Here is an 18,319-nt window from a genome sequence, read left to right as displayed (position 1 = left end):
GTCAAAGCTCCAGCAAGTCGTCGGGGATGCCGACCTGGTAGGTGACCGCAACGGGCACTTCGCGCTCGTCGCGCAGGCCGGCCTCAATCTCCGGCGCGGTGATCGTCATCCGGCGCGGGAACTCTTCCAGGTTCGGGTTGATATCGTCGTCGCGGTTGTCGTAGTTACCCGCGAAGCCATCCAGCTCGTCGTTGTAGATCGGGCTTTCGTTGCGCATGCCAAGCTGGGTGGGCAGTGGGTCGTGGGTGAAGTCGACCTCGGCGACGTCGACGTCCGGCTTGGCCGGCGGCGACAGCACGTCGGAGCTGCCACCGCCGCGCATCACGGCAATGGACAGCGTGGTGATGGCGGTCCCGGCGCTGAAGTCCAGCTCGTCGACGATGCGGCGGCACTTGCCGCGCGCCTTCACCTGGTCGCGCAGCTCCAGCGTATGCACCAGGTCGCAGCCGATACCCATAGGGGTGGGCACCTGCCAGCTGACCGTGGTGCCGCGATGCGCGCCGATGACGGTGACGGCGGCCCGCTGCAGCGTGCAGCTGAAGGCCGTCTCGCGGCGCAAGTCGTCCACCAGGTCAATGGCACCCGGCTCGCCTGTGTTGAAGTCGTCGTTCTCCCAGGCCTCGCTGCGCTTGTCCTCGATCTCGAAGGCGGCGTTCTGGCGGGCGATCACCTGAACCTCGCTCGCGCCCTGTAGGCCCACAAGCGTGCCGACCAGGACCGAGTAGCGCTCGGTGATCGGCTGCACCCACCGTCGGCCCCCGGTCCAGGTGGTGGCCAGCACCAGGTTGGGGAACTTGTTGATCCAGCCTTGACCGGTGCCGCACGGGTCGCCGCTGGACGGCGGCAGCTTGTTGTAGACCGCGCCGGTCAACATCTTCATGCCAGCGCTGGACGTCGCCTGCTCGATCATGCCGACGTCAGGCAGGTCGGACGAGTCCGGCCGCCAGTGGCAGAAGCCACCAACTCCCCCAAGCCCACCCGTGCCAGGGTGCTCCCACGAATAGCTGTCGTGGCGCTCCCACAGGCGGCTGTAGCGATAGTCGACGCTAAGCTCCACGCGATTGGTGGCGCTCTGCGCCTGGGCCAGTTCGACGCTCACGCTCTGATAGAGCGTGCTGCCCTCAGCGAAGACAAAGGCCGGCGCCTGGGCATACCAGCTGGTGACGTGCATCTGGCCATCGACGCCAATGTCCAGGGCCGCAGGCACCGTGCTCAGGCGCTCGGTGGCGTAGTCGAAGCGGCTACGCCCCTCGATAGCTTCGAAGACGTCAGATGACCAGGCGCCGCCAATCAGAGCGTCAATCTCGGCAATCTGCATCTGCTCGATGCGCTGCTGCAGCTTGTCGCTGCAGGTGATCTCCATCACCCGGTTGACCGCGTCCCAGCGAGGTTCCACCGCAACGCCGGTATAGCGCCGGGCCGAGGTGGTGACGCCGCCGGTTTCGCTCAGGAAGTCGATGGCCACCGCATCGCCGCCCAGGTCGGTCGGAACCGATTCGCCGGGCGGGTAGTACAGGGAGAAAGTGGCAACGCCGGCCGCCCCTTCCTCGCGGTCAATCTGCATGCGGCCGGTCAGGTTCGCGGCGACTTGCTCGCCGCCGATCAGCACCGACACCCACCAGCGGAAGGCATAGCCCGAGGTCGGCACGCCCAGGCCTGGTGGCTTCGGCGGCTGCACAACACCAGGCTCACCCGGCTCGCCCGGTTCGGAGCCAACGGCCCACAGTATGCCGAGTGCAGCTGCGTTGAGAGGAAGCCCGCCAAGCATCAGATTTCCTCCGCGCTCAGCGACCAGTCGTAGAGCCCGCTGGCCTCGTCGAACTCGTAGGACAGCCCGGGCGTGAAGACCACCAGGCGCGGCAGCCAGAAGACGCGGTAGGCGCTGGCGCCAACGACCGCCTGCAGCTCGGCGCTGTCGCCGTTCATGTCGACGTTCGTGTCCAGCCAGCGGCCGCCAGCGTATGCCCAGCCCCAGGGCGCCACGTCGGGGCGGCGCTGGGCGGCGGGGGGCAGCGCGAATTGCCGGGCTGTGCCAATCATGGCGCGAGGCGCAACGCACAGCAGCTCCAGGGGCTGGCTGACATCGAGGGCGAACAGACCGGGGTCGAGGTTGCCGGAGCCGCTGGCGGTCGTGGACGTCCTGGACCAGTTCGTCATCTTGATCCCGGTCCCACCGTTCAGGCGCAGCGAGGTGCTGCCACCGATGGGCTCATAGCGCTGGCGGATCGGGCCGGCGCCCGCGTGCTGGATGATGGACAGGCCGCCCAGGACCAGCGACGTCGGGGTGTTATCCACGGCCGGTCCCTCCGAACTTAATGCGGGCCTTGCGCAGGTCCTGGTCGAACCGCGAGACCTCGGCCGGCGAGCCCTCCAGGGCATAGGAGCCGCCCCACGGCATTTCCAGGTTGAGCGGCTGACGCTCGCCGCTACGCTCCAGGGACGGAAGACTGGGGATGTGCGGCACCAGTTCAGCCCGGCCGGGCAGCTCGCCCGTGCGGTTCATGTGCTCCAGGTTCATCGCGCCCAGGCGCTGGGCGGCACGGGCCTGCAGCACGAACTCGCCGCGCGAGGCGTTCAGCCGAATGCTGTCTGAGGTGAAGCTACCGGGGCCGTCCACCCAGCCCCCGGCCGCGCGATTGACGCTGCCGTCGGCGCCGTCGATGACCTTGCCGGCCGCCTTCTCGCTGCTGGCGACGTTCGGGTCCACGCCAACGTAGTTGACCGGAATGACCATGTATTTTTTCAGACGCTCGGCCAGGGCCAGCGCCTGCTGCTCCAGCTGCTCCATGCTCTTCTCGTCGCCCGTGAACTCGATGTTCACGCGCTTGAGCGCTTCGGCCTTGGCTAGCAAGTCGTCCATCTCGGCCTTCACCAAGGCGAGCTTGACCTTCTCGTCGCCCTCGACGTTCTTCGCCGCCTCGTTGGCGATCTTGCCCAGGTTGTCGGCGATGCCGGCCATCCCGTAGCCGTTCTCGCCCGCGTCCTTCAGCTCGCGCAGCACCTTGGCCGCCTCGCGGGCCTGGCGCAGGGCGTCGTCGTTGCGGCCGCGCGCCAGCGACTGGCGGGCGCCGGCCTGCAGGTCGTAGACGTCGGACAGTGAGGCGGCGCCCTGGCTGGGCGCGGCGCGCATGTCCTTGGACAGGTCCGAGAATTCCTTGGCGACGGTCTCGCGCTGTTTCTTCGCAGCCTGCAGGCGCTTGTTGGCATCGTCGTAGAGCCGCATTTCAGCCGCCAGCTGGACCTGGATTTTCTTCAGGTTGTCGGCCCTGATCTTGTCCATGTTGGCGTTGTGGCGTTGCTCCGCGGCTTCCAGGGCCTGGGCCGCTGCAGCCTGGTCATGCTCCATCTGTTCCAGGGCGCGGCGGTAGTCACCTGCGCGCTTCGCTGCGGCCAGGGCGTCGGGATCGACCTGGTTGGATGAGGGATCGCGCTCATACGCCCGCCGGCTCAGCAGCTCGGATTGCTTCTGGTAGTGCTGCTGCGCCAGGCGCAGGCTCTCGGCATAGGCCTTGCGCTCTTCGTCATTCATCCGGGCCAGCGCCTCGGCAGGCTGGATCACGACATCGCCGTACTTAGCCGTGGTGGCGATGGTGTCGTTGAGCGCTTGCTCGTAGTCGCGCTGGCTCTTGGTCAGTTCCTGGTTCTGCTTATAGAGGTCGTACAGCTCCAGCAGGTTGCTGCCGGTCCACCCTATGACGCCCAGGGCCAGGGAGCCCTTGGCCAGGTTGGCAACGGTTGCCAGGTTGCGCAGAGTGGGAATCAGGCTGGCTGCGCTTGCACCGATCCGGCCCAGGCCGCTGGAGGTAGCAGCAGCGGCGCCGGGAGTAGCGCGGAGGTGGCCGAGGAACAGCTCGAAAGGACTGCGCAGGGCACGGATTGCACTTCCGAAGGTTGCGACGCCTGCAAAGGTTGCAGCAATCAATGCAAGCGTGGTGCGGATAGGGCCGGGTAGTGAGTTGAAACCTTCCAGTGCATGGCCCAGGCCTTTAACCAGAGGTAAGAACGCCGTTGCCGCCTCACCCAACTGCAGCTTCGTCTCTGCGAGTGCCGCGTTGAATCGGTCCAGGTCTGCCTGGGGCGTGTTGGACATCTTCTGATAGGCCGCTTCCATGGCGCCGCCGGCCTCGCCCATGGCCGTCACCTCGGCCCGCATCTCCTTGATGTACTGCGTTAGGCTCAGTACGGCGGTACGCGCCTCAACGTCCGGGATCAGCTGGCGCATGGCATCGAGCCCCAGCTTCCGGGACGCGATGTCCTCCAAAGTGGCAGTGAGCCCCTTCCAGGTGATGCCCAGCTCGTCCATCTTCTTCTGCGCGTCAGGCGTCGGCGCGGCCAGCGCGTTCACCGCCCCCTTCAGTGCGGTGACGGCCTGCGGGGTGCGGATGCCGGCGATGGTCATGCGTGCGATGGCGGCGGCCACCTCGTCGAACCCCACACCGGCAGCCTTGGCGCTGGGAAGCACATCCCCCAGGTACTGCGCCAGCTCGGGGAACGTGGTTACCCCGTCCTTCACCGCCAGGAACATCTGGTCGTAGCGAAGCTCCAGGTTTTGGATGCTCTCGCCGTAGGCGTTGACCACTGCCAGGCCGCCAGCAGCGGCGGTCTTGGTCTCGGTCAGGCCGGCGATGGCGGCCTTGGTCGACAGCGCCAGGACCGACAGGCCGTTGTCCTCGGAGACGCCGGACGACAGGATGTCGTTGAGCGCCTCGGCCGACTGCGCAGCGTCCCGCCCCATGGCCACCGACAGGTCGCGCACGTCGCGAGACATAGCCTGGAGCTGCGGCCTGGTCATGTTGGTGATGCTGTCCACCGCCGCCATTTCCTGGGCAAACCGGGCGTAGAAGGACAGCAACTGGCCGCCACCGTAGGCCAGGGCGCCGACGCTAGCCAGCGCTACGCCAGCCTGGACATGCACCTGGCCGAGAGACTTGGCCCAGCCATTGGTGCCCTCCAGCAGCTCGGCGGTGCGCTCGCGCAGGCGCACCTGGGCTTGAGCCAGCTCAGCAGCGGATAGCCCACCGACACGCTGCAGGGTGGCGTACTGCTGCTGGAGCAGCGCCACCTCGTTGCGAATCTCCCGGTGCGGGCGGATGCCAAGCGCGGCGCGGGCACCTGCCACGCGGGCCTGCTGGTCGGCCGCAGCGCTGGCCTGTGCCAAGTCCGCCGCGAGGCGCTTCTGTTCGTTGCTCAGGTAGTTGGTGTCGACGCCGGCACTCTTCAGTGAGGCCGACAACTGGGCAAGCTGGACCTTCTGTCCGGCGATGGCCTGCTCCAGGGATTTGGCCTCTGCCGTGGCGGCCCGGTAGGCCAGTTGCTGGGCCTTGGTCGGCTTCTCCGCGCTGATCAGCTCGTTGGCCAGCTCACGCACGCGGTCGCGCACCGCATTGAGTTGCTTGTCGTTCTCGACTAGGCTGGACTGCAGATCGCGCAGGGACGCGATTTGCCCGAGTGGGCGCCGTAGCTGATCGACCAGAGCCGTATAGCCGGCCCGGAAGTTCTGCAGCTCGGCACGCCCCTGCTGGGCATCTACGGAAACTGAGAGGCGAACGTCAGTCATGAAGTTCTATCACCTGGTCATCTTGTTCATCGTCGTCGTCGCCCTGATTGCGCCGGAGCTGGTTGGCGGCGCAGCGGTGGTGCTATTTGCTGTAGGGGTTCTCCTGTGGCTGCTCGCCGCAGCCCTTGGCTTCCCCGGCTGGCGCTCGAAGAACCGCTCCTAGCTGCTGAACAGCTTCCTCTGACAGCGCTCCCCTCCGAAGAGGAAGGGGTTCAGCAGAAGCCCCGCATTGCGCGGGGCTTCGTCGTTATGGGCTACTGCCCTTTGCTGGCTCGCTCGGCGGCTTCGATTGCCTCGGCGTGCGCCGCCTGCCAGGTGCCCCAGGGGTAGCTCCAGAGGCCAGTGTGCCCGTGGCGAATCAGGGCGCTGGCGTTTCGTTCGAGCTGCCGGAGAGCTTCGCCAGGATTCGCTGCCCCACTTGCTCGACGCGAGCGCGCAGGTCGAAAAAATCCTTGTTCACCTCGCGGCAGGCTTCGTACACCTGGCGCAGCTGGCTCGGTGCGAGGTCGTCCAACTGCTCGGGCTCCAGGTTGGTCATCAGCTGCAGCTCGGCCAGACCGATCTCTTCCAGCAGCATGTCGTCGACCAGGTCGCCACCGCTGCCATCGGCCATGGTCTTGAGCAACTGGCGAATCTCGCCGACGGTCAGCTCACGCACCTCGACGCGCAGGCCGTCGAAGTCGAGTGTCTGTTTCAGAGCCATGCTCATGTTCGATATCTCCGAGAGCCGGCCCCTGGCGGGGCCGGCAGGGTGGGCGGATTACAGCCTGTCGATGCGGTAGAACGGCGACTCGTTGGCCGGGCGACTGGGGTCGGCCAGGATTTCACCCTTCGACAGCAGCTTGCCGGGGTTCTCGGCGTCGATCAGCGCCAGCTCTTCAGCCGGCGGCGCTTTCCAGCGCCAGATGGTGACCACCACCGGCCGACCGCCAGGGGCTTCGTTGAGGCCGTCGAACACCACCTTGTACTCGGCGCCGGCTTCAACCAGGGGCTCGATGCGAACCGCCTTGGTGCTGGTGTAGGCGATGGTCGCCGGAGTCGGTTCGGTGATGGCGGTACTGCCCGCTTTCACCCGGAAGCCTGCCGCCGACGTCTCAACCTCGGTCAGCGGCACAGGCGTGCTGCCCTGAGTCTTGGTGATGACCAGGCTCGTCGGGCCGGGGAAGTCGGTCACGACCAGGCTACCCGGAATCAGGACGACCGCCTCGCCAGTGACGGTCTCCGGCTCCAGCTCGACGACCGTGCCCTGCAGGGACATCGCCAAGTTCTCGTCGGTCCACTCCTGCATTTGCACGGTAAGGTCGATGCCTTCGGGGGTGTCGAGCTTAGACAGGTTGCCGCCGCCGGGGCGGCGATGCTGCTTCCAGGTGATCGAGTTGGTGCGGTGCGCGATCTTGAGCTGCTCGACGTCTCCGGCATCGCGCATCGGGGCGTTCTCCACCCCCAGCTTCTGCAGGGAGACGATACCAATGCCTTTGAATACTTCGGGTTGTGCCATGTCTATTCCCCCTTCACGCGTTCGCCGACCTTGAAGGTGTCGACGATCAAGGCTGCATCGCCCTCGGAGACGGTGATTACCTCATCCTTGGGATACTTGAGGCGGGCATGGGTATGCCCGTTTTCGGCGGTGATCTTCACCTTCACACCGGCCGACTTGGTTTCCCCCGAGACGGGGGCCTGATTGGTCTTCATGTGTCCTCCTATCGGACTCGGGGGTGTAGGAACTTCACCGGCCAGGTCAGCACCCAGGCTGCGGTGTTTCGCTTCTCCAGCTCGGCGTGGTACAGGTTGGCCGCGCGCATGTCCTTCGCGTTGACGCTGTCCATCAGCTCCAGGCCGCAGCGGCTACCGGGGAGTGCCGCCTGGAGTGCTGCCGTGACCGTCAGCACGTTGCTGGCACGGCTCCCGGCCTGGCCCAGGTCACCAGCTAGCGCGACCACCACGACGTGGGCGGTAGCCTCCAGTTGGCCCCGTCCGTTGGTTTCGAACTTCAGGCCCTCCAGGGCAATCCGACAGGCCAGGGTGCGGGTGGCGTAACGCTCCAGCTCGGCCGGGGTAAAACGCCCGCCGTGCAGCGCGGTCTCGACCTTGAGCCCGGCCACTATGAACACCCGCCCGGCCCAGACCTTGATGCCGTCCAGCACCTGGTCGGCGGTCAACTCATTCATCTGCGAGGTCCTCCAGGTAGTCCTCGATCATTCCGATTACGTCCTCCAGATCGTCGCCCTCCAGGCCCAGGAACTCCCGCTGGGGAATGCCGCGCTTTTCGTCGCCGAACTGGTGGGTGGCGGCGTAGACCAACGGACTGCCCACCAGCACGCTGTCCCCCATGACCTGGTAGGTCAGGCTATCCAGCAGATGCCCGGCGCCCTGCAGCAGGCTCTGGCCGCTGTGCCGCGTCTCGGCGTAGTCGGCGGACCACTCCGGCCACGGCTCGTTGGCCGGGCTCATCTTGTCGACCTGGATGCGGCGGCGCGTCTGACTCTCTACCTCGGCGCCGATGCCCTCCAAGAGCGGGCCCAGGTCCAGCTCGGCCAGACGATCCAGCCGCCGAGCCAGGCGCGGGTCCTGGAGTAGGTTTACGTTGATGGCGGCCCCGCTCACAGCAGCTTCCCGAACCGCTTGGGTTCCGACTCGAAGAAAGCAAAGCCGCTTTCCTGGTCAGGCGGTGTCGCCAGGCCGAGGGAGGCTTTCCCCTCGGACACGCGCACCAGGTACTTCACCGCGTCGTCGTAGCGCTTGCGCTTCTCTTCCGTGCTGCTGGTGCCGTCCGGCGACAACCGATACATGGCGATGTCGCAGCAGGGCTGCACCAGGGCGGCCGGAAGCTCCGGCAGCGGCAGGCGGTTCAGGACGCCCACGTAGGAGTCGATTTCGGCGCTGGCATCCACCAGCGCCTTGTCGACCACCGCGTCATCGAGCACGCCGTCCTGGTCGCGATCCGCCACGACCAGGAGGGCGTCCATGCCCCAGCGCTCAACCATTTCCTCGCGGGTGGCGTAGGGCATGGCGGTTACTCCTGCCCGGCCCCGGTGCCGCCTTCCGCATCCTTCGCGGGAGGATTGGCACTGTCACCGGCCGGCTGCTCGTCCTTGTCAGCCGGTGCGGCGGACTTCCCTGCCGCCTTGGCCGGGCCCTTGCCACCACGCGGGCCAGGCTTGGCGCCGCCCTTGCCTTTGGGTGCAGCCTTCACCGGAGCCGTCTTGGCGGCCTGGGTAGAAGGCGTGGTGGGAGGCTCAGCCGAAGCAGAACCACCAGCCGGGACGCCACCAGACTGGCTGGCACCAGCCTGCAGCTCGCCATCGACCAGCGTGACGGTCAGCACCGGGTCGAGCTGGAGCGTCTCCAGCTCGGCCACGGTGAAGCGGTCGTCCGCGAAGTCCTGGGGCTGCTTGCCGAAGACGGCGCCACACCTGCGGTAGACAGCCCGACTTGCCTTGATACGCACGATCATGGCGGCGCCCCCTTAAGCCAGCTCACTGCATACGAACAGTTCGGCAGTGCCGGCCCACTCGTTGCCGCCGTCCTGGTCCTTCTTCAGCAGCTTGCGGGCGGCAGCTTCCAGCCGGGGCGGTACGACCAGCAGGTTCGGGACGATGTTCAGCGGGCGACCGCCATCGGCCTTGAACTCGCCCATGGCGGCACGGGCGTTGCCGTAGAACTCGCCGGTCAGCGGCTGCTGGCTGGCATAGGCCATCTGCCACAGGCCGAAGCCGGCGTTACAGCGATAGCGGATACCGTGCACGAACACGTCTTCATCGAATACCGCGTCGCTGTTGTTCGGGTTGGTCTTGCTGGTCAGCTCCGGCGTGGTGCGTTCCTGGAAGAGAATCGGCTTGATGGCGCGCGAGACGTCCAGCAGATACCAGGTCGGCCCCGGATCGGTACGAGGAATGTCCAGGTTGCTGACCAGCGTCGCAGTGCCAGTGCCATCGACTTCGGGGAACACCGGGTGTTCGGTGTCGAAGAAGTTTTGACCGTCGTAGCAGGCCGAGGTCATGCCAGCCTTCAGAGCCTCGAATACCAGAGAGTCGGGGTGATAGGCAGCGGCGCGCCCCATCTCCTCGAACAAGGGCAGATAGACACCGGCCTGGTCATCCTCGATAGCGACGCGCGGCACGCTAACAGTGCCTTCGAACAGCTTGTTCGCAACCTCGTAGCCTCCAGCCGCCATCTGCTTGACGACTCGGGCCCCCACCCACTCGCGCAGCATGGGGAACTGCCCCAGCCAGGCGTAAAGGTTGGAAGCGCTGACGCTGGGAATCCGCGTGGCAACACGCTGCCACTTGGCCTGGGCCTGGTTGTCGCTCAGTGCTTGCTGAAACTCGGCGCGGTAGCCTTTGAACAGCGGACCGAGAACGGCCGGCGTGATGATGGTAGGCATGGTTACTTAACCCCCTTTGTTTTTTCGATGTACTGCTCTTCGGTCCAGCCGAAGGCCTTGGCGGCCGCCTGCTCTTCCGCGTTGAGCGCCTTCTGGCCGCCCTTGTACTCGCCGTCCGGCACTACCGGATCGGTCACGGGCGGCGCGGCCTTCATGAAGTCGCGGAAGCGGTCGAGGCCGCCTTGCTCGCGGCAGGCCGCAAGGTGGTAGTCCTTGGTTGCCGGAGTGATCTTGCCGGCCTTGAGGGCGGCCTCGATCTCGGAGTTGATGGCCTTCTCCAGGTCATCCTTTTTCTGCTGCGCCAGCAGCTGCTCGGCATTCAGGGCGCGGCGCTCCATTGCGCTGAAGTCCTGGCGCGGGACGTACTTGTCCAGCGACGGCACCTTCTCGCTGTTGGCGGCGGTCTGCAGGTCTTTCTTGTCCTGCGACAGCTTGTTGATGGCGGCCACGGCGTCCTCTGCCGTGGCGGTGTCAGGCAGGCCGAGGGCCGCCAGGATTGCAGCGAGGTCCATTGCGTTTACCTCTGGTGGTTGAAAGGCGGCGGCCTGCTCGGAGTTGAGGGCCTTGATAGAAAGGTTGGGCTTGGTCACCAGGCCGAAGCTGCTGAAGCGCTCGATGCGGCCCGCCTTGCTGTGCATGAACACCGGGCTGACGTAGCGGTACTCGCGCGCCTGGATGGCGTTGCGGGCTGCCTCCGTCCATTCCACGCGCGCCTCCACAGCGCCGCGCTCGTTGACTCGGTACTCCTTCGCCCAGCCAACAGCCGGCGCAGGTTCGCCGAGCGGAGCTTTCAGTTCGGTGGCGTGCCAGTAGTCGAACGGCAGGTCAGCCCCGTCCTGGTGCGCCATGGTGGCGGCGATGACCTGGTGCGGGTCGTAGGTCCATTGCCGGCCGTCGCGGCCGGTCACGGTGGGACCAGGCGGGAGAACCTCCACCCACTCGGGAACCTCGGCGCTCAGCTCGAAGCAGAGGGCGGTGGAGACTGCGCGGTTGTGCTGGGGGGCTTGTTTGTTCATGCCGCCATAGTCGGCGGCATGAGGGGGCGGGATTAGAGGAAGGGGTTCAGCAAGTCAGCAAGGAGTGCGAGCCGATCCCCAGCCAGGCGGCAGGCGATTCGCCTTGAAGAAGGCAAACACCTCGGCCAGGGACTTATCCACCACGGCGATCTCCCGGTCGAAGTAGCCTTGTGCGTCGACCTCGCCGTCCGGCGGCAGCTCGCCGGGACCGGCCAGGCTGTTGACGATCCAGGTCATGGCCGCTTCCGCTCCGGCGCCGTGGTCCATCTCGATGACGGCCGAGCGCATGGCCAGAATGAGCCGGGCGAACAGCAGGTCCATCTCCTTTATACGCATCAGGGCGTACCGGTAGCGCTCTTGCTCAAGCTCCAGGTTCGCCTGCTTGATGTCGGAACTGATGCGGAAGGTCTCCGCTTCAGCGGCCAGGCGGTCATACTCGCTGGCCAGGATATACTTGGCACACTGCTCGCCCGAAGTGTCCGCCCGCAAGATCCCGCCGAAGCGCTCGACCTGGGGCTTTTCCTGATCTTCCTGTCGTTCCATCTGCATACTCGTCCTCGTCATACCGTTAGACCGCCGTTAGATTTGCGCAGAACGCGCAAACACCACGTACCTGCACCCGTCGCCTAGCCTCAGTTGCTTTCGCCTTCGCCAGGGGCCTTTCCGGGGCCTTCCGCTTCCGCCAGTACCTTGGACGCCTTTTCCTTGTCCACCAGGAGCTGCTGCGCCTGCTCCAGGCGGGACACGGCGCCGGGGTTGTAGGCCCAGCCCGGATCGATCCCCACCGGCACGCGCAGCACCTGGCCGGTGCGGCGGTTGATGTACTCCATCTCTTCCTGGGTGGGCGCCCGGTCCAGGTACTTGCCGGTTGCCAGCAGGCGCGCTGCCTCGCGCTTCGAGACCTGGCGCACCCAGCACTTGCAGCCCCAGCCGTTCGGCGGGAAGTGCGTTTTCCAGAACGGATGGTCAGCCGGCAGCAGGATGCCGGCCCAGGCCTGGTGCTGGGGCCGGTGGTGCTGGGAAGGGCCGAGCTGATAGAGCAGGTACGGGTGCGTCTTCTTCGTTCGCTCGATGCGCTGCCACTGGCCCGCTGCGTTGGCGGTGCGCAGGTTGATGTCGTAGATGGTGCGCAGCCGGCGCGGGCTGCCCAGCTGCACGTCGCGCTTTTCGCCGGTCAGCGGATCGGTCATGTTCGACACGCCCCACCAGCCCAGCTTGACCAGGAGCGGCTGCAGCTCGCGCTTGAAGGTGCCGAAGTCCTGACCGACCTCGATCATCTCGTCTACCGCCGAGCGGATCGCTTCCAGGATGTCCAGGCGCATAGCCTTGGCCACCGTCCAGATGGTGGCGTGCTCTTCCTGCCAGACGTCCAGGTAGCTGAAGCTGGGCTTCATGCGCTTGGCGCGGAACCAGTCCAGCGCGTCCTTTGGCACTGGCACCTGGGCGTTTTCGGGCGTCACAGTTCATCCCTCACGTCGCCCAGGGCGCGCGCCTTGAAGCTCGCCTCGGCCAGCTTCTCGATCAGCTCGCTCGGGTCCATCTCATCGAGCAGCTGGCCGAGGCCGGCCTTGAACTCTTCGAAGCTGCCGGCCTTGTCGGCCAGCGCCTGGAGGGGATCGAGCACGGGCCGCATCAGTGGCTCCCAGTCGCCCAGATCGCCGTCGGCCAGCTGGTCCAGCTCGTCGCGGCGCTGCTCGGCGTTGAGCGCCTTACGTTGCCTCCATGCGACGTCGCACGCGGGACACTGGCAGACCTGTCGCTCAAGGTTCAGGGCAGCTGACTGCATTATCCCGCCAGACGGACGCAACACCAGCGCACCGGCCGCAGGTTTAGGCAGGCCGAACTTGTCGAGGATCGCAGACGCCTCGACCTGAAGCCCCCGGTCAATGAACGGTCCCAAGGCATCGGCCAACACCTTGAGGTCTTCCGGTTCGGTGACCTGGAGTACCACACGCGGGTAGACCTTCTGCGGGCCGAAGTTCAGGTCGACGAACACCCGTACCAAGTCACGGTTGATGGTCGCGGTCAACTGCTTGGCATCGGCCTTGAGGATGTCCTTGCGCACCTCGTTGTGGACGTTCGCCTGGCTCTGGCTCGATCCATCGTCGGTGGTCATGGTCTGTCCCAGGACTGCCTTGCTGATTTGCTTGTCGAGCCATTCAGCCAGGCGCTCGAACAGCTCGGCGCCGCCCGCAGCGTTGGCGATTTCCACGAAGTCGATCTTCATCCCTTCCGGGAGAATTGCCGCCGCGTCGGCTGCAAGCTGGGCAACCGCCCGCCGGAGCACGGCGATGTCGTCGGGCTTCGCGCCAGGACCGTAGCGGCCGATCCGCAGTGGCATGCCGTACAGCTCTGCAAACCGCATCCAGTCCTTCAGGGTGAAGGACTTGCACATGTAGGAAACGGCCACCAGGCGCGCGACACCACCCCGGATGGGCAGGCCCGACTTGAGGCGAGGCCGGTGGATGAGCAGGCGGCCAGGCGGCAGCTCGGTGCCCAGGCCCGTGGAGTCGAGCAACTGCAGGCGCTTGCCGGTGACGCGGTCGAACTGGAACCAGCGCGGGTCGCGGTGCTCGTAGCTCTTTGGCCAGAGCTTCTCGTCGCGGTACTCCCACAGGGGTTCAACAACGCTATACCCCTTGCCAACGGCGTCGAGCAGGTCGTCCAGCATGTCGCCGAACGCCGGGACCTCGACCAGTTGGCGCACCGCCTCTGCGATCTCTTCGTCGCGCGGGTCCTCGCTGGCGGCCTCTACCGCGACAGGCAAGCCGCTGACCGCGCGCTTACGGGTGCCCAGGACGGCCGCGTAGTGTGGGTCCTTCTCTTCCATTTCCTCTGCGAGGGTCAGGTACTCGCGCGCATCGCCCGTGGCGGCGGCGTTGAGGATGGCGCGCAACCGCGCCGGGTCCAGCGAGGTCGACACGGTGTCGGTCGACCACGCCTGGTAGACGCCCGTGACGCTGGCCTGCACGACCTCCTGCAGGATGTCGACCTTCGGGAAGGGCTGGCCGTTGGCGTCGAGGATGGGGGAATTAGTCACAGCACACCTCCGATGCCCCAGCCATGGGACACCTGGTCGTCGTCGTTGAACTTGTCGGAGTTGGAGGGGCGCACGGCCTCGTAGCCGTACTGCTCGATCTCCATGCGGCTGGCGAAGCGCGCCAGGGCCATGGCGATGCCGGCGTCACCGTGGCGCTTGCCGCCTTCCTTCTCGGTGGTGCGGACGTCGGGGACGCGGGCCACCCCCCTGACCATCTTGAACGCGCGCAGATCGCCGATGACGTCGCGGTCGCTGGGCAGGTCGTAGAGGGTTCCGTCTTCCAGGTCGGCCTTGAGGCCGGGCATGTTGTCCCGATACCAGCCCTCGGTCAGCATCACCTGGCTGATACGGGTGTGCCCGTACTTGATCGACGCCGCCTCGGCCAACTGCTGGCCGTTGCCGCGCGCATCGTTGGCCCCCGCCATGAAGCTGGGCAGGCGGTCGACGATGTAGAACAGGATTTGCTCTTGCTGCTTGAACGGCACCCCGCGCAGCTCGACAAGGAAGGGCGGCCGCTTGCGGCTGTCCTGTTCCTGGATCAGCGGCACGATCACCGACAAGTCGCCACTGCGGGCGAAGTCCATGCCGTAGAAGCTCCAGGCGGTGGCCGGCAGCTGTTTCAAAAGCGGTGCCAGCTCACGCTCACACCAGGCGAAGGAATCGGCCAGGCGCAGCGGTTCCGCGGTGGTGACGTAGCCTACCGGGTACGCGAGGCGAAGGACCGGCACACCGTCCCGGCTGCGCTGCTCCAGCAGCGCCAGGGACAGGTAGGTGCCACCGCCCTGGCTGGGGATGCAATCCAGCTCTTCCTCGGCCGCATCGCCGTAGAAGGCGTAAACGTCGGCCACCCACGCCTGTTCCTCTGCCGCGTCGTAGGGAATGCCTTTGCGCAGGCACACGCGGTTATAGAGGCCATCGGCTACGGCCTTCTTGAAGTCGCAGTGGAAGAGCACGCCCTTGCGCTTGCCCGCGCGAATCTCGTCGATCAGTTCGTTGAAGGGGTTGTCGGTGCCATCGTGGGTGCTGATGACGTGGACTTCGCCGCCCCAGATCAGCAGCGCGAGGGCCGCCTTCAGCAGCTGGGCGAGGTCGGCATGGAACGCCGCTTCGTCGATAACCACGATGCCTTGCCGGCCCCGCAAGTTGGACGGACGGCTGGTCAGCGCAACGATGCGGTGCCCGCTGGGGAAGGTGATGGCATAGGTCTTGATGTTCTTGTCCGGGCCATCCTGCCAGATACCTTCCTCGATCTCCCCGGCGGCGTAGTCGAAGGCCCGCGCCCACATGGCGCACGCCTGGATATATTCGACGGTCATGTCCTGGTTGTAGCCCAGGTAATAGACGGTCTGGCCGCCAGCGTTCTTGGCTGCTGCAGCGACCAGGACGTTGTCCGCCGCCTCGGCCCAGGTCAGGCCGATCCGGCGCGACTTCTCGCCCACCTTGAGCGGGGCGCGAATGCCGATCCACTCCTTCTGGTAGTCCAGCAGCACGGCAGGGACCGCAGCCCCAGCCGTGTTGCTGACGTGCTGCAATAGCGGGTCGTTCGTTTGCTTGCTCATCACTGGAATACCCAGGCAAGGAAGAGAGCCACGGCGGCGGCGTACCGCTCGCCAGGCGATGCGGGGAGCGCGACCAGTAGGAAGGCGAGCAGATAGTTCATCCGGCCACCCCGAGGATTTCCCGGCGAATCTCGGCCACTGTGTCGGCGCTGAGCCCGCCCTTCTTGGCGATGTTTTCGACCTTGGCGGCAGCCGCCTCGGCGCGCTCCTTGAACTCGGCCTTCCACTTCAGCTGAACGACGGAGGCGCGCCCCAGTTCGGCCACGGCCTTGGCCACCTTGGGCAGGTCCAGCTTGCCCTCGGAGGCCATCAGCAGCTTGAACAGGTGATCCTGAACCAGGCGCATGAGCGCCTCGTTCACGGCGCCTTCGTCATCGGGCGCCGCCGTGACCACGGCCTTGGCCTGCTCGCTGGATTGGCGCAGCGCCGCCAGGCGGTCCTCGAAGGTCTGGCCGTAGCGGTGTAGGGCGCTCTTGCTGATCGAGAACCCCCGCGCGGTCAGTTCAGCCGAGAGTGCCTCGTAGTCGCTGAAGTTGTTTTCGGCCAGCGCCTTGTCCAGCCAGGCCTTTACCTTGGCCGGCAGACTGGCCACCTTGCTGCGCGGCGGCATGGTCAGACGCTCCAGTATTTCGCGGGCCGGGCGATACCGGGGAAGCATTCGATGGCGTACTCGGCGATGTCCACGCCATAGTGGGTCAGGCCGCAAATCCACTGGCCGCTGGGCTGCTTGTCCAGGGTGACCAGGCGGCGGTCGGCCAGGTAGTCCAATTCCTTGCGCAGCTCCATCGGCGTGGCGTCGGGATAAACGGCCTGGATGGTCGACAGCACGACGGTTTCATGCGGGTCGACGGGGCGCGACGTGTTGAGAGTCAGCAGGATGAACCAGCGAAGAGACTCTCGGCGGGCTTTGGCGGGGTCAATCATTGCGCGCTCCTTTGAGCAGGATGTTTTCGTACCTGAGCGCCAGGCCATCTAGCTTGGACTCGATCACGGACTGGCCACGTGCCCAGTCCTCGCGGCGGGTGTACTGGTTGGGCAGATCGGCCTTGAAGTTGAGGAAGGCACGCTCCAGCTGCTGTACGGCCTGTGCGTCCTTGTCCTGGCGCTCCAGGACCTTGGCGAAGCTCTCTTCCCAGTGCTTGCTGGCTTCCTTGCGTGCCTCGTCTTGGCTGGTGAAACGCTCGGACAAGCGCTTCTCGAACTGCCAGAGCAGCAGCTTGACCAGCGCGGTTACGACGGCGGCGAAGATGGACAGCAGCGAAATTGCCCAGCCGATCAGGTCGGTTGCCATCAATGGCCCTCCACGGCGTCGATCAGAGCGTCCAGCTGAGCGGCCGTGTTCCGGCACTGCTCGGCATAGCGAACGTGGTGGGCCAGGACGGCGCGCTGGTCGACGCCTGAGGGGAGTTGGTCAGCGGGGCTGCCGGCTCCGGTCGGCGCAGCAGCTCCGGCGGCAGCTGGATCGGCTGGCACATGGGCGCCGGTTGCTTCGTCGTAGACTCGCACCCAGCCGCGAGTAAGCAGGCAAGCAGGCACAGGCTTAGGCGGCGCATCGAGCGCCTCCCGGTAGAGGTCGTTGACACGGGCTATCTCCCCAGCGAGTTGGTCAGTGGTCTTGCGGTGTTGGCGCTGCTGCGCGGCCAGCTCGGCGGCGAGCTTGTCGGCCCTGGCCTTCTCCGAGGCCAGGCGATTCGCGGCGGCTTTGGCCTCGGCCTCGGCCTGGCGGGCGCGCTGGGTGTCCGCATCGGCGTATTCCCGCTGCAGCTGCTCCAGGGCGGCCTTGCCTTCGGCCTGGGCTTGGTCGTAGCCCTGCTGCCGCACCGTGGCCTGCATCGCCTCCAGGCCGGCGACGACCAGGAACAAGACGGCCAGGACCGCCACCGGGCCGGCCAGGCGCTTGAGGATGTCGAGCCAGGTCATAGGTCGGCCTCGCACAGCGCTCGCTCGGCGGCGCGGCGCTTGACCAGGCCGTTGAGCTTCCGGCCGCCAGCACTGGTCCAGCTGGGGAGCTGGGCGCAGGCCTGGGCGATCCGCCCGGCCTGCAACTCGCGCAGCATGGTTGAGTGGTTGCCGTTCTTAAGCCAGACGAACCCGTCTTTCACTCCGGGCTTGCCGGGGCCGACGTTGTAGATGAAGGACAGGAAGGCCGCGACGCTCCTGGCCGGCAGCCGGTCGATGACCTGCTGCGGCACCCAGGCTTCGAAGACCTGGGCCGCTTCCTCCAAGCCCTGGCGGGTACGCTCGTCGCACTCGGCCGGCGTCGCCCGGTCACCGAGCTGGACGCCACGGGTCCAGCCGTCGCAGATGGTCGGGATACCCACCGGGTCCAGGTAGGCAATCAGGTTGCGCCCCTCGAAGTAACCCACCACGGGGGTGGCTACGCCGATAGCCAGCGCCAGGACTCGGGCCTTAATCCCCATCGCGGCCTCCCACCAGGGCCTTGAGCTTGGCCAGTTCCTGGTTGCCCTTCTCGGGCGCGGACTTCTTGAAGTCGCTGATGCGGAAGCGGCTGTCTTCCCTGCGCGGCGCTGGCTGGGGGCCAGCCGCCATCGACTGGCGGCGGCCGCTGATGAAAGCGCGGTAGGCCTTGACCTTCTCGTAGGTCTCCTCGACGTGGCTGCGGACGATGTCCCGCCAGATCGCCGGGCAGGCTTCCAGCATCGCCCGGCGGCGCTCAACAGAGGGCTCGGCGAGGACCTCTGCGGCGTACTCGCGGGCGCTACGGGGGACGTGGTGAATCGGCTGTGCGTTCATGCCGCCATA

Annotated in this window: 23 protein-coding genes; 1 reads left to right on the top strand and 22 read right to left on the bottom strand. The window is 66.3% G+C overall.

The window, feature by feature from the left end:
* Position 1: 1 nt before the first annotated feature.
* From PcP3B5_RS01675 to PcP3B5_RS01665, 3 genes are read right to left on the bottom strand one after another with little or no spacing between them, the layout of a single operon-like run.
* Positions 2-1,768, bottom strand: a complete 1,767-nt coding sequence (locus PcP3B5_RS01675) for a hypothetical protein (protein WP_082816243.1) — start codon at positions 1,766-1,768, stop codon at positions 2-4.
* On the bottom strand, positions 1,768-2,295 hold the full coding sequence (locus PcP3B5_RS01670; RefSeq protein ID WP_061560420.1) for a hypothetical protein: 528 nt from the start codon (positions 2,293-2,295) through the stop codon (positions 1,768-1,770). Before PcP3B5_RS01670 ends, PcP3B5_RS01675 begins: the two co-directional genes overlap by 1 nt.
* On the bottom strand, positions 2,288-5,557 hold the full coding sequence (locus PcP3B5_RS01665) for a phage tail tape measure protein (protein ID WP_082816242.1): 3,270 nt from the start codon (positions 5,555-5,557) through the stop codon (positions 2,288-2,290). The genes PcP3B5_RS01670 and PcP3B5_RS01665 overlap by 8 nt, the downstream gene beginning before the upstream one ends.
* Between PcP3B5_RS01665 and PcP3B5_RS31790 the strand changes: the two genes are divergently transcribed.
* Positions 5,556-5,720 (top strand): hypothetical protein, encoded by a 165-nt coding sequence (locus tag PcP3B5_RS31790; RefSeq protein WP_160336924.1) that lies wholly within the window; start codon positions 5,556-5,558, stop codon positions 5,718-5,720. The two genes, PcP3B5_RS01665 and PcP3B5_RS31790, sit on opposite strands and share 2 nt — an antisense overlap.
* A gap of 195 nt (positions 5,721-5,915) precedes the next feature.
* On the opposite strand, the gene PcP3B5_RS01660 is transcribed toward PcP3B5_RS31790, so the two are convergent.
* The 19 genes from PcP3B5_RS01660 to PcP3B5_RS01570 all read right to left on the bottom strand — a co-directional run bounded on the left by PcP3B5_RS01660 (position 5,916) and on the right by PcP3B5_RS01570 (position 18,310).
* Positions 5,916-6,260, bottom strand: coding sequence for a hypothetical protein (locus PcP3B5_RS01660; protein ID WP_145923842.1), 345 nt, complete (start codon positions 6,258-6,260; stop codon positions 5,916-5,918).
* 57 nt (positions 6,261-6,317) lie between these two features.
* On the bottom strand, positions 6,318-7,055 hold the full coding sequence (locus tag PcP3B5_RS01655; protein WP_061560417.1) for a phage tail tube protein: 738 nt from the start codon (positions 7,053-7,055) through the stop codon (positions 6,318-6,320).
* Between the two features lie 2 nt (positions 7,056-7,057).
* Positions 7,058-7,249, bottom strand: a complete 192-nt coding sequence (locus PcP3B5_RS01650; protein WP_061560416.1) for a hypothetical protein — start codon at positions 7,247-7,249, stop codon at positions 7,058-7,060.
* 8 nt (positions 7,250-7,257) lie between these two features.
* A complete protein-coding gene (locus tag PcP3B5_RS01645) occupies positions 7,258-7,725 on the bottom strand; it encodes a hypothetical protein (RefSeq protein ID WP_061560415.1) in 468 nt (155 codons plus the stop codon).
* Entirely contained in the window at positions 7,718-8,161 is a 444-nt protein-coding gene (locus tag PcP3B5_RS01640; protein WP_061560414.1) for a phage virion morphogenesis protein, read from the bottom strand. Before PcP3B5_RS01640 ends, PcP3B5_RS01645 begins: the two co-directional genes overlap by 8 nt.
* Positions 8,158-8,565 (bottom strand): gp436 family protein, encoded by a 408-nt coding sequence (locus PcP3B5_RS01635; protein WP_061560413.1) that lies wholly within the window; start codon positions 8,563-8,565, stop codon positions 8,158-8,160. Before PcP3B5_RS01635 ends, PcP3B5_RS01640 begins: the two co-directional genes overlap by 4 nt.
* A 5-nt stretch (positions 8,566-8,570) precedes the next feature.
* Complete coding sequence (locus tag PcP3B5_RS01630) at positions 8,571-9,011, bottom strand: HI1506-related protein (protein WP_061560412.1); 441 nt, start codon at positions 9,009-9,011, stop codon at positions 8,571-8,573.
* A 12-nt stretch (positions 9,012-9,023) separates the two neighbouring features.
* Positions 9,024-9,941: a Mu-like prophage major head subunit gpT family protein gene (locus tag PcP3B5_RS01625; protein ID WP_061560411.1), complete on the bottom strand. Its 918-nt coding sequence runs from the start codon at positions 9,939-9,941 to the stop codon at positions 9,024-9,026.
* Between the two features lie 2 nt (positions 9,942-9,943).
* A complete protein-coding gene (locus PcP3B5_RS01620; protein WP_061560410.1) occupies positions 9,944-10,957 on the bottom strand; it encodes a phage protease in 1,014 nt (337 codons plus the stop codon).
* Positions 10,958-11,011: 54 nt separating this feature from the next.
* Complete coding sequence (locus PcP3B5_RS01615) at positions 11,012-11,500, bottom strand: hypothetical protein (RefSeq protein WP_145923841.1); 489 nt, start codon at positions 11,498-11,500, stop codon at positions 11,012-11,014.
* A gap of 89 nt (positions 11,501-11,589) precedes the next feature.
* On the bottom strand, positions 11,590-12,396 hold the full coding sequence (locus PcP3B5_RS01610) for a phage head morphogenesis protein (RefSeq protein ID WP_061563188.1): 807 nt from the start codon (positions 12,394-12,396) through the stop codon (positions 11,590-11,592).
* 17 nt (positions 12,397-12,413) lie between these two features.
* On the bottom strand, positions 12,414-13,997 hold the full coding sequence (locus tag PcP3B5_RS01605) for a DUF935 domain-containing protein (RefSeq protein WP_061560408.1): 1,584 nt from the start codon (positions 13,995-13,997) through the stop codon (positions 12,414-12,416).
* Complete coding sequence (locus PcP3B5_RS01600; RefSeq protein ID WP_061560407.1) at positions 13,994-15,556, bottom strand: hypothetical protein; 1,563 nt, start codon at positions 15,554-15,556, stop codon at positions 13,994-13,996. The genes PcP3B5_RS01605 and PcP3B5_RS01600 overlap by 4 nt, the downstream gene beginning before the upstream one ends.
* A 97-nt stretch (positions 15,557-15,653) precedes the next feature.
* Positions 15,654-16,166, bottom strand: coding sequence for a DUF3486 family protein (locus tag PcP3B5_RS01595; protein WP_061560406.1), 513 nt, complete (start codon positions 16,164-16,166; stop codon positions 15,654-15,656).
* A gap of 2 nt (positions 16,167-16,168) precedes the next feature.
* Complete coding sequence (locus PcP3B5_RS01590) at positions 16,169-16,480, bottom strand: hypothetical protein (RefSeq protein WP_061560405.1); 312 nt, start codon at positions 16,478-16,480, stop codon at positions 16,169-16,171.
* Complete coding sequence (locus tag PcP3B5_RS01585) at positions 16,473-16,847, bottom strand: hypothetical protein (RefSeq protein ID WP_061560404.1); 375 nt, start codon at positions 16,845-16,847, stop codon at positions 16,473-16,475. Before PcP3B5_RS01585 ends, PcP3B5_RS01590 begins: the two co-directional genes overlap by 8 nt.
* Positions 16,847-17,476 (bottom strand): hypothetical protein, encoded by a 630-nt coding sequence (locus PcP3B5_RS01580; RefSeq protein WP_061560403.1) that lies wholly within the window; start codon positions 17,474-17,476, stop codon positions 16,847-16,849. Before PcP3B5_RS01580 ends, PcP3B5_RS01585 begins: the two co-directional genes overlap by 1 nt.
* The gene (locus tag PcP3B5_RS01575) at positions 17,473-17,976 is read right to left on the bottom strand and encodes a lysozyme (protein WP_061560402.1); all 504 of its coding nucleotides are present in this window, start codon (positions 17,974-17,976) and stop codon (positions 17,473-17,475) included. The genes PcP3B5_RS01580 and PcP3B5_RS01575 overlap by 4 nt, the downstream gene beginning before the upstream one ends.
* Positions 17,966-18,310, bottom strand: a complete 345-nt coding sequence (locus PcP3B5_RS01570; protein WP_061560401.1) for a hypothetical protein — start codon at positions 18,308-18,310, stop codon at positions 17,966-17,968. The genes PcP3B5_RS01575 and PcP3B5_RS01570 overlap by 11 nt, the downstream gene beginning before the upstream one ends.
* Between the last annotated feature and the right edge of the window lie 9 nt (positions 18,311-18,319).

The sequence above is a fragment of the Pseudomonas citronellolis genome (genome assembly GCF_001586155.1).
Lineage (GTDB): Bacteria > Pseudomonadota > Gammaproteobacteria > Pseudomonadales > Pseudomonadaceae > Pseudomonas > Pseudomonas citronellolis.
This window is presented reverse-complemented; position numbering and strand designations above follow the sequence as displayed.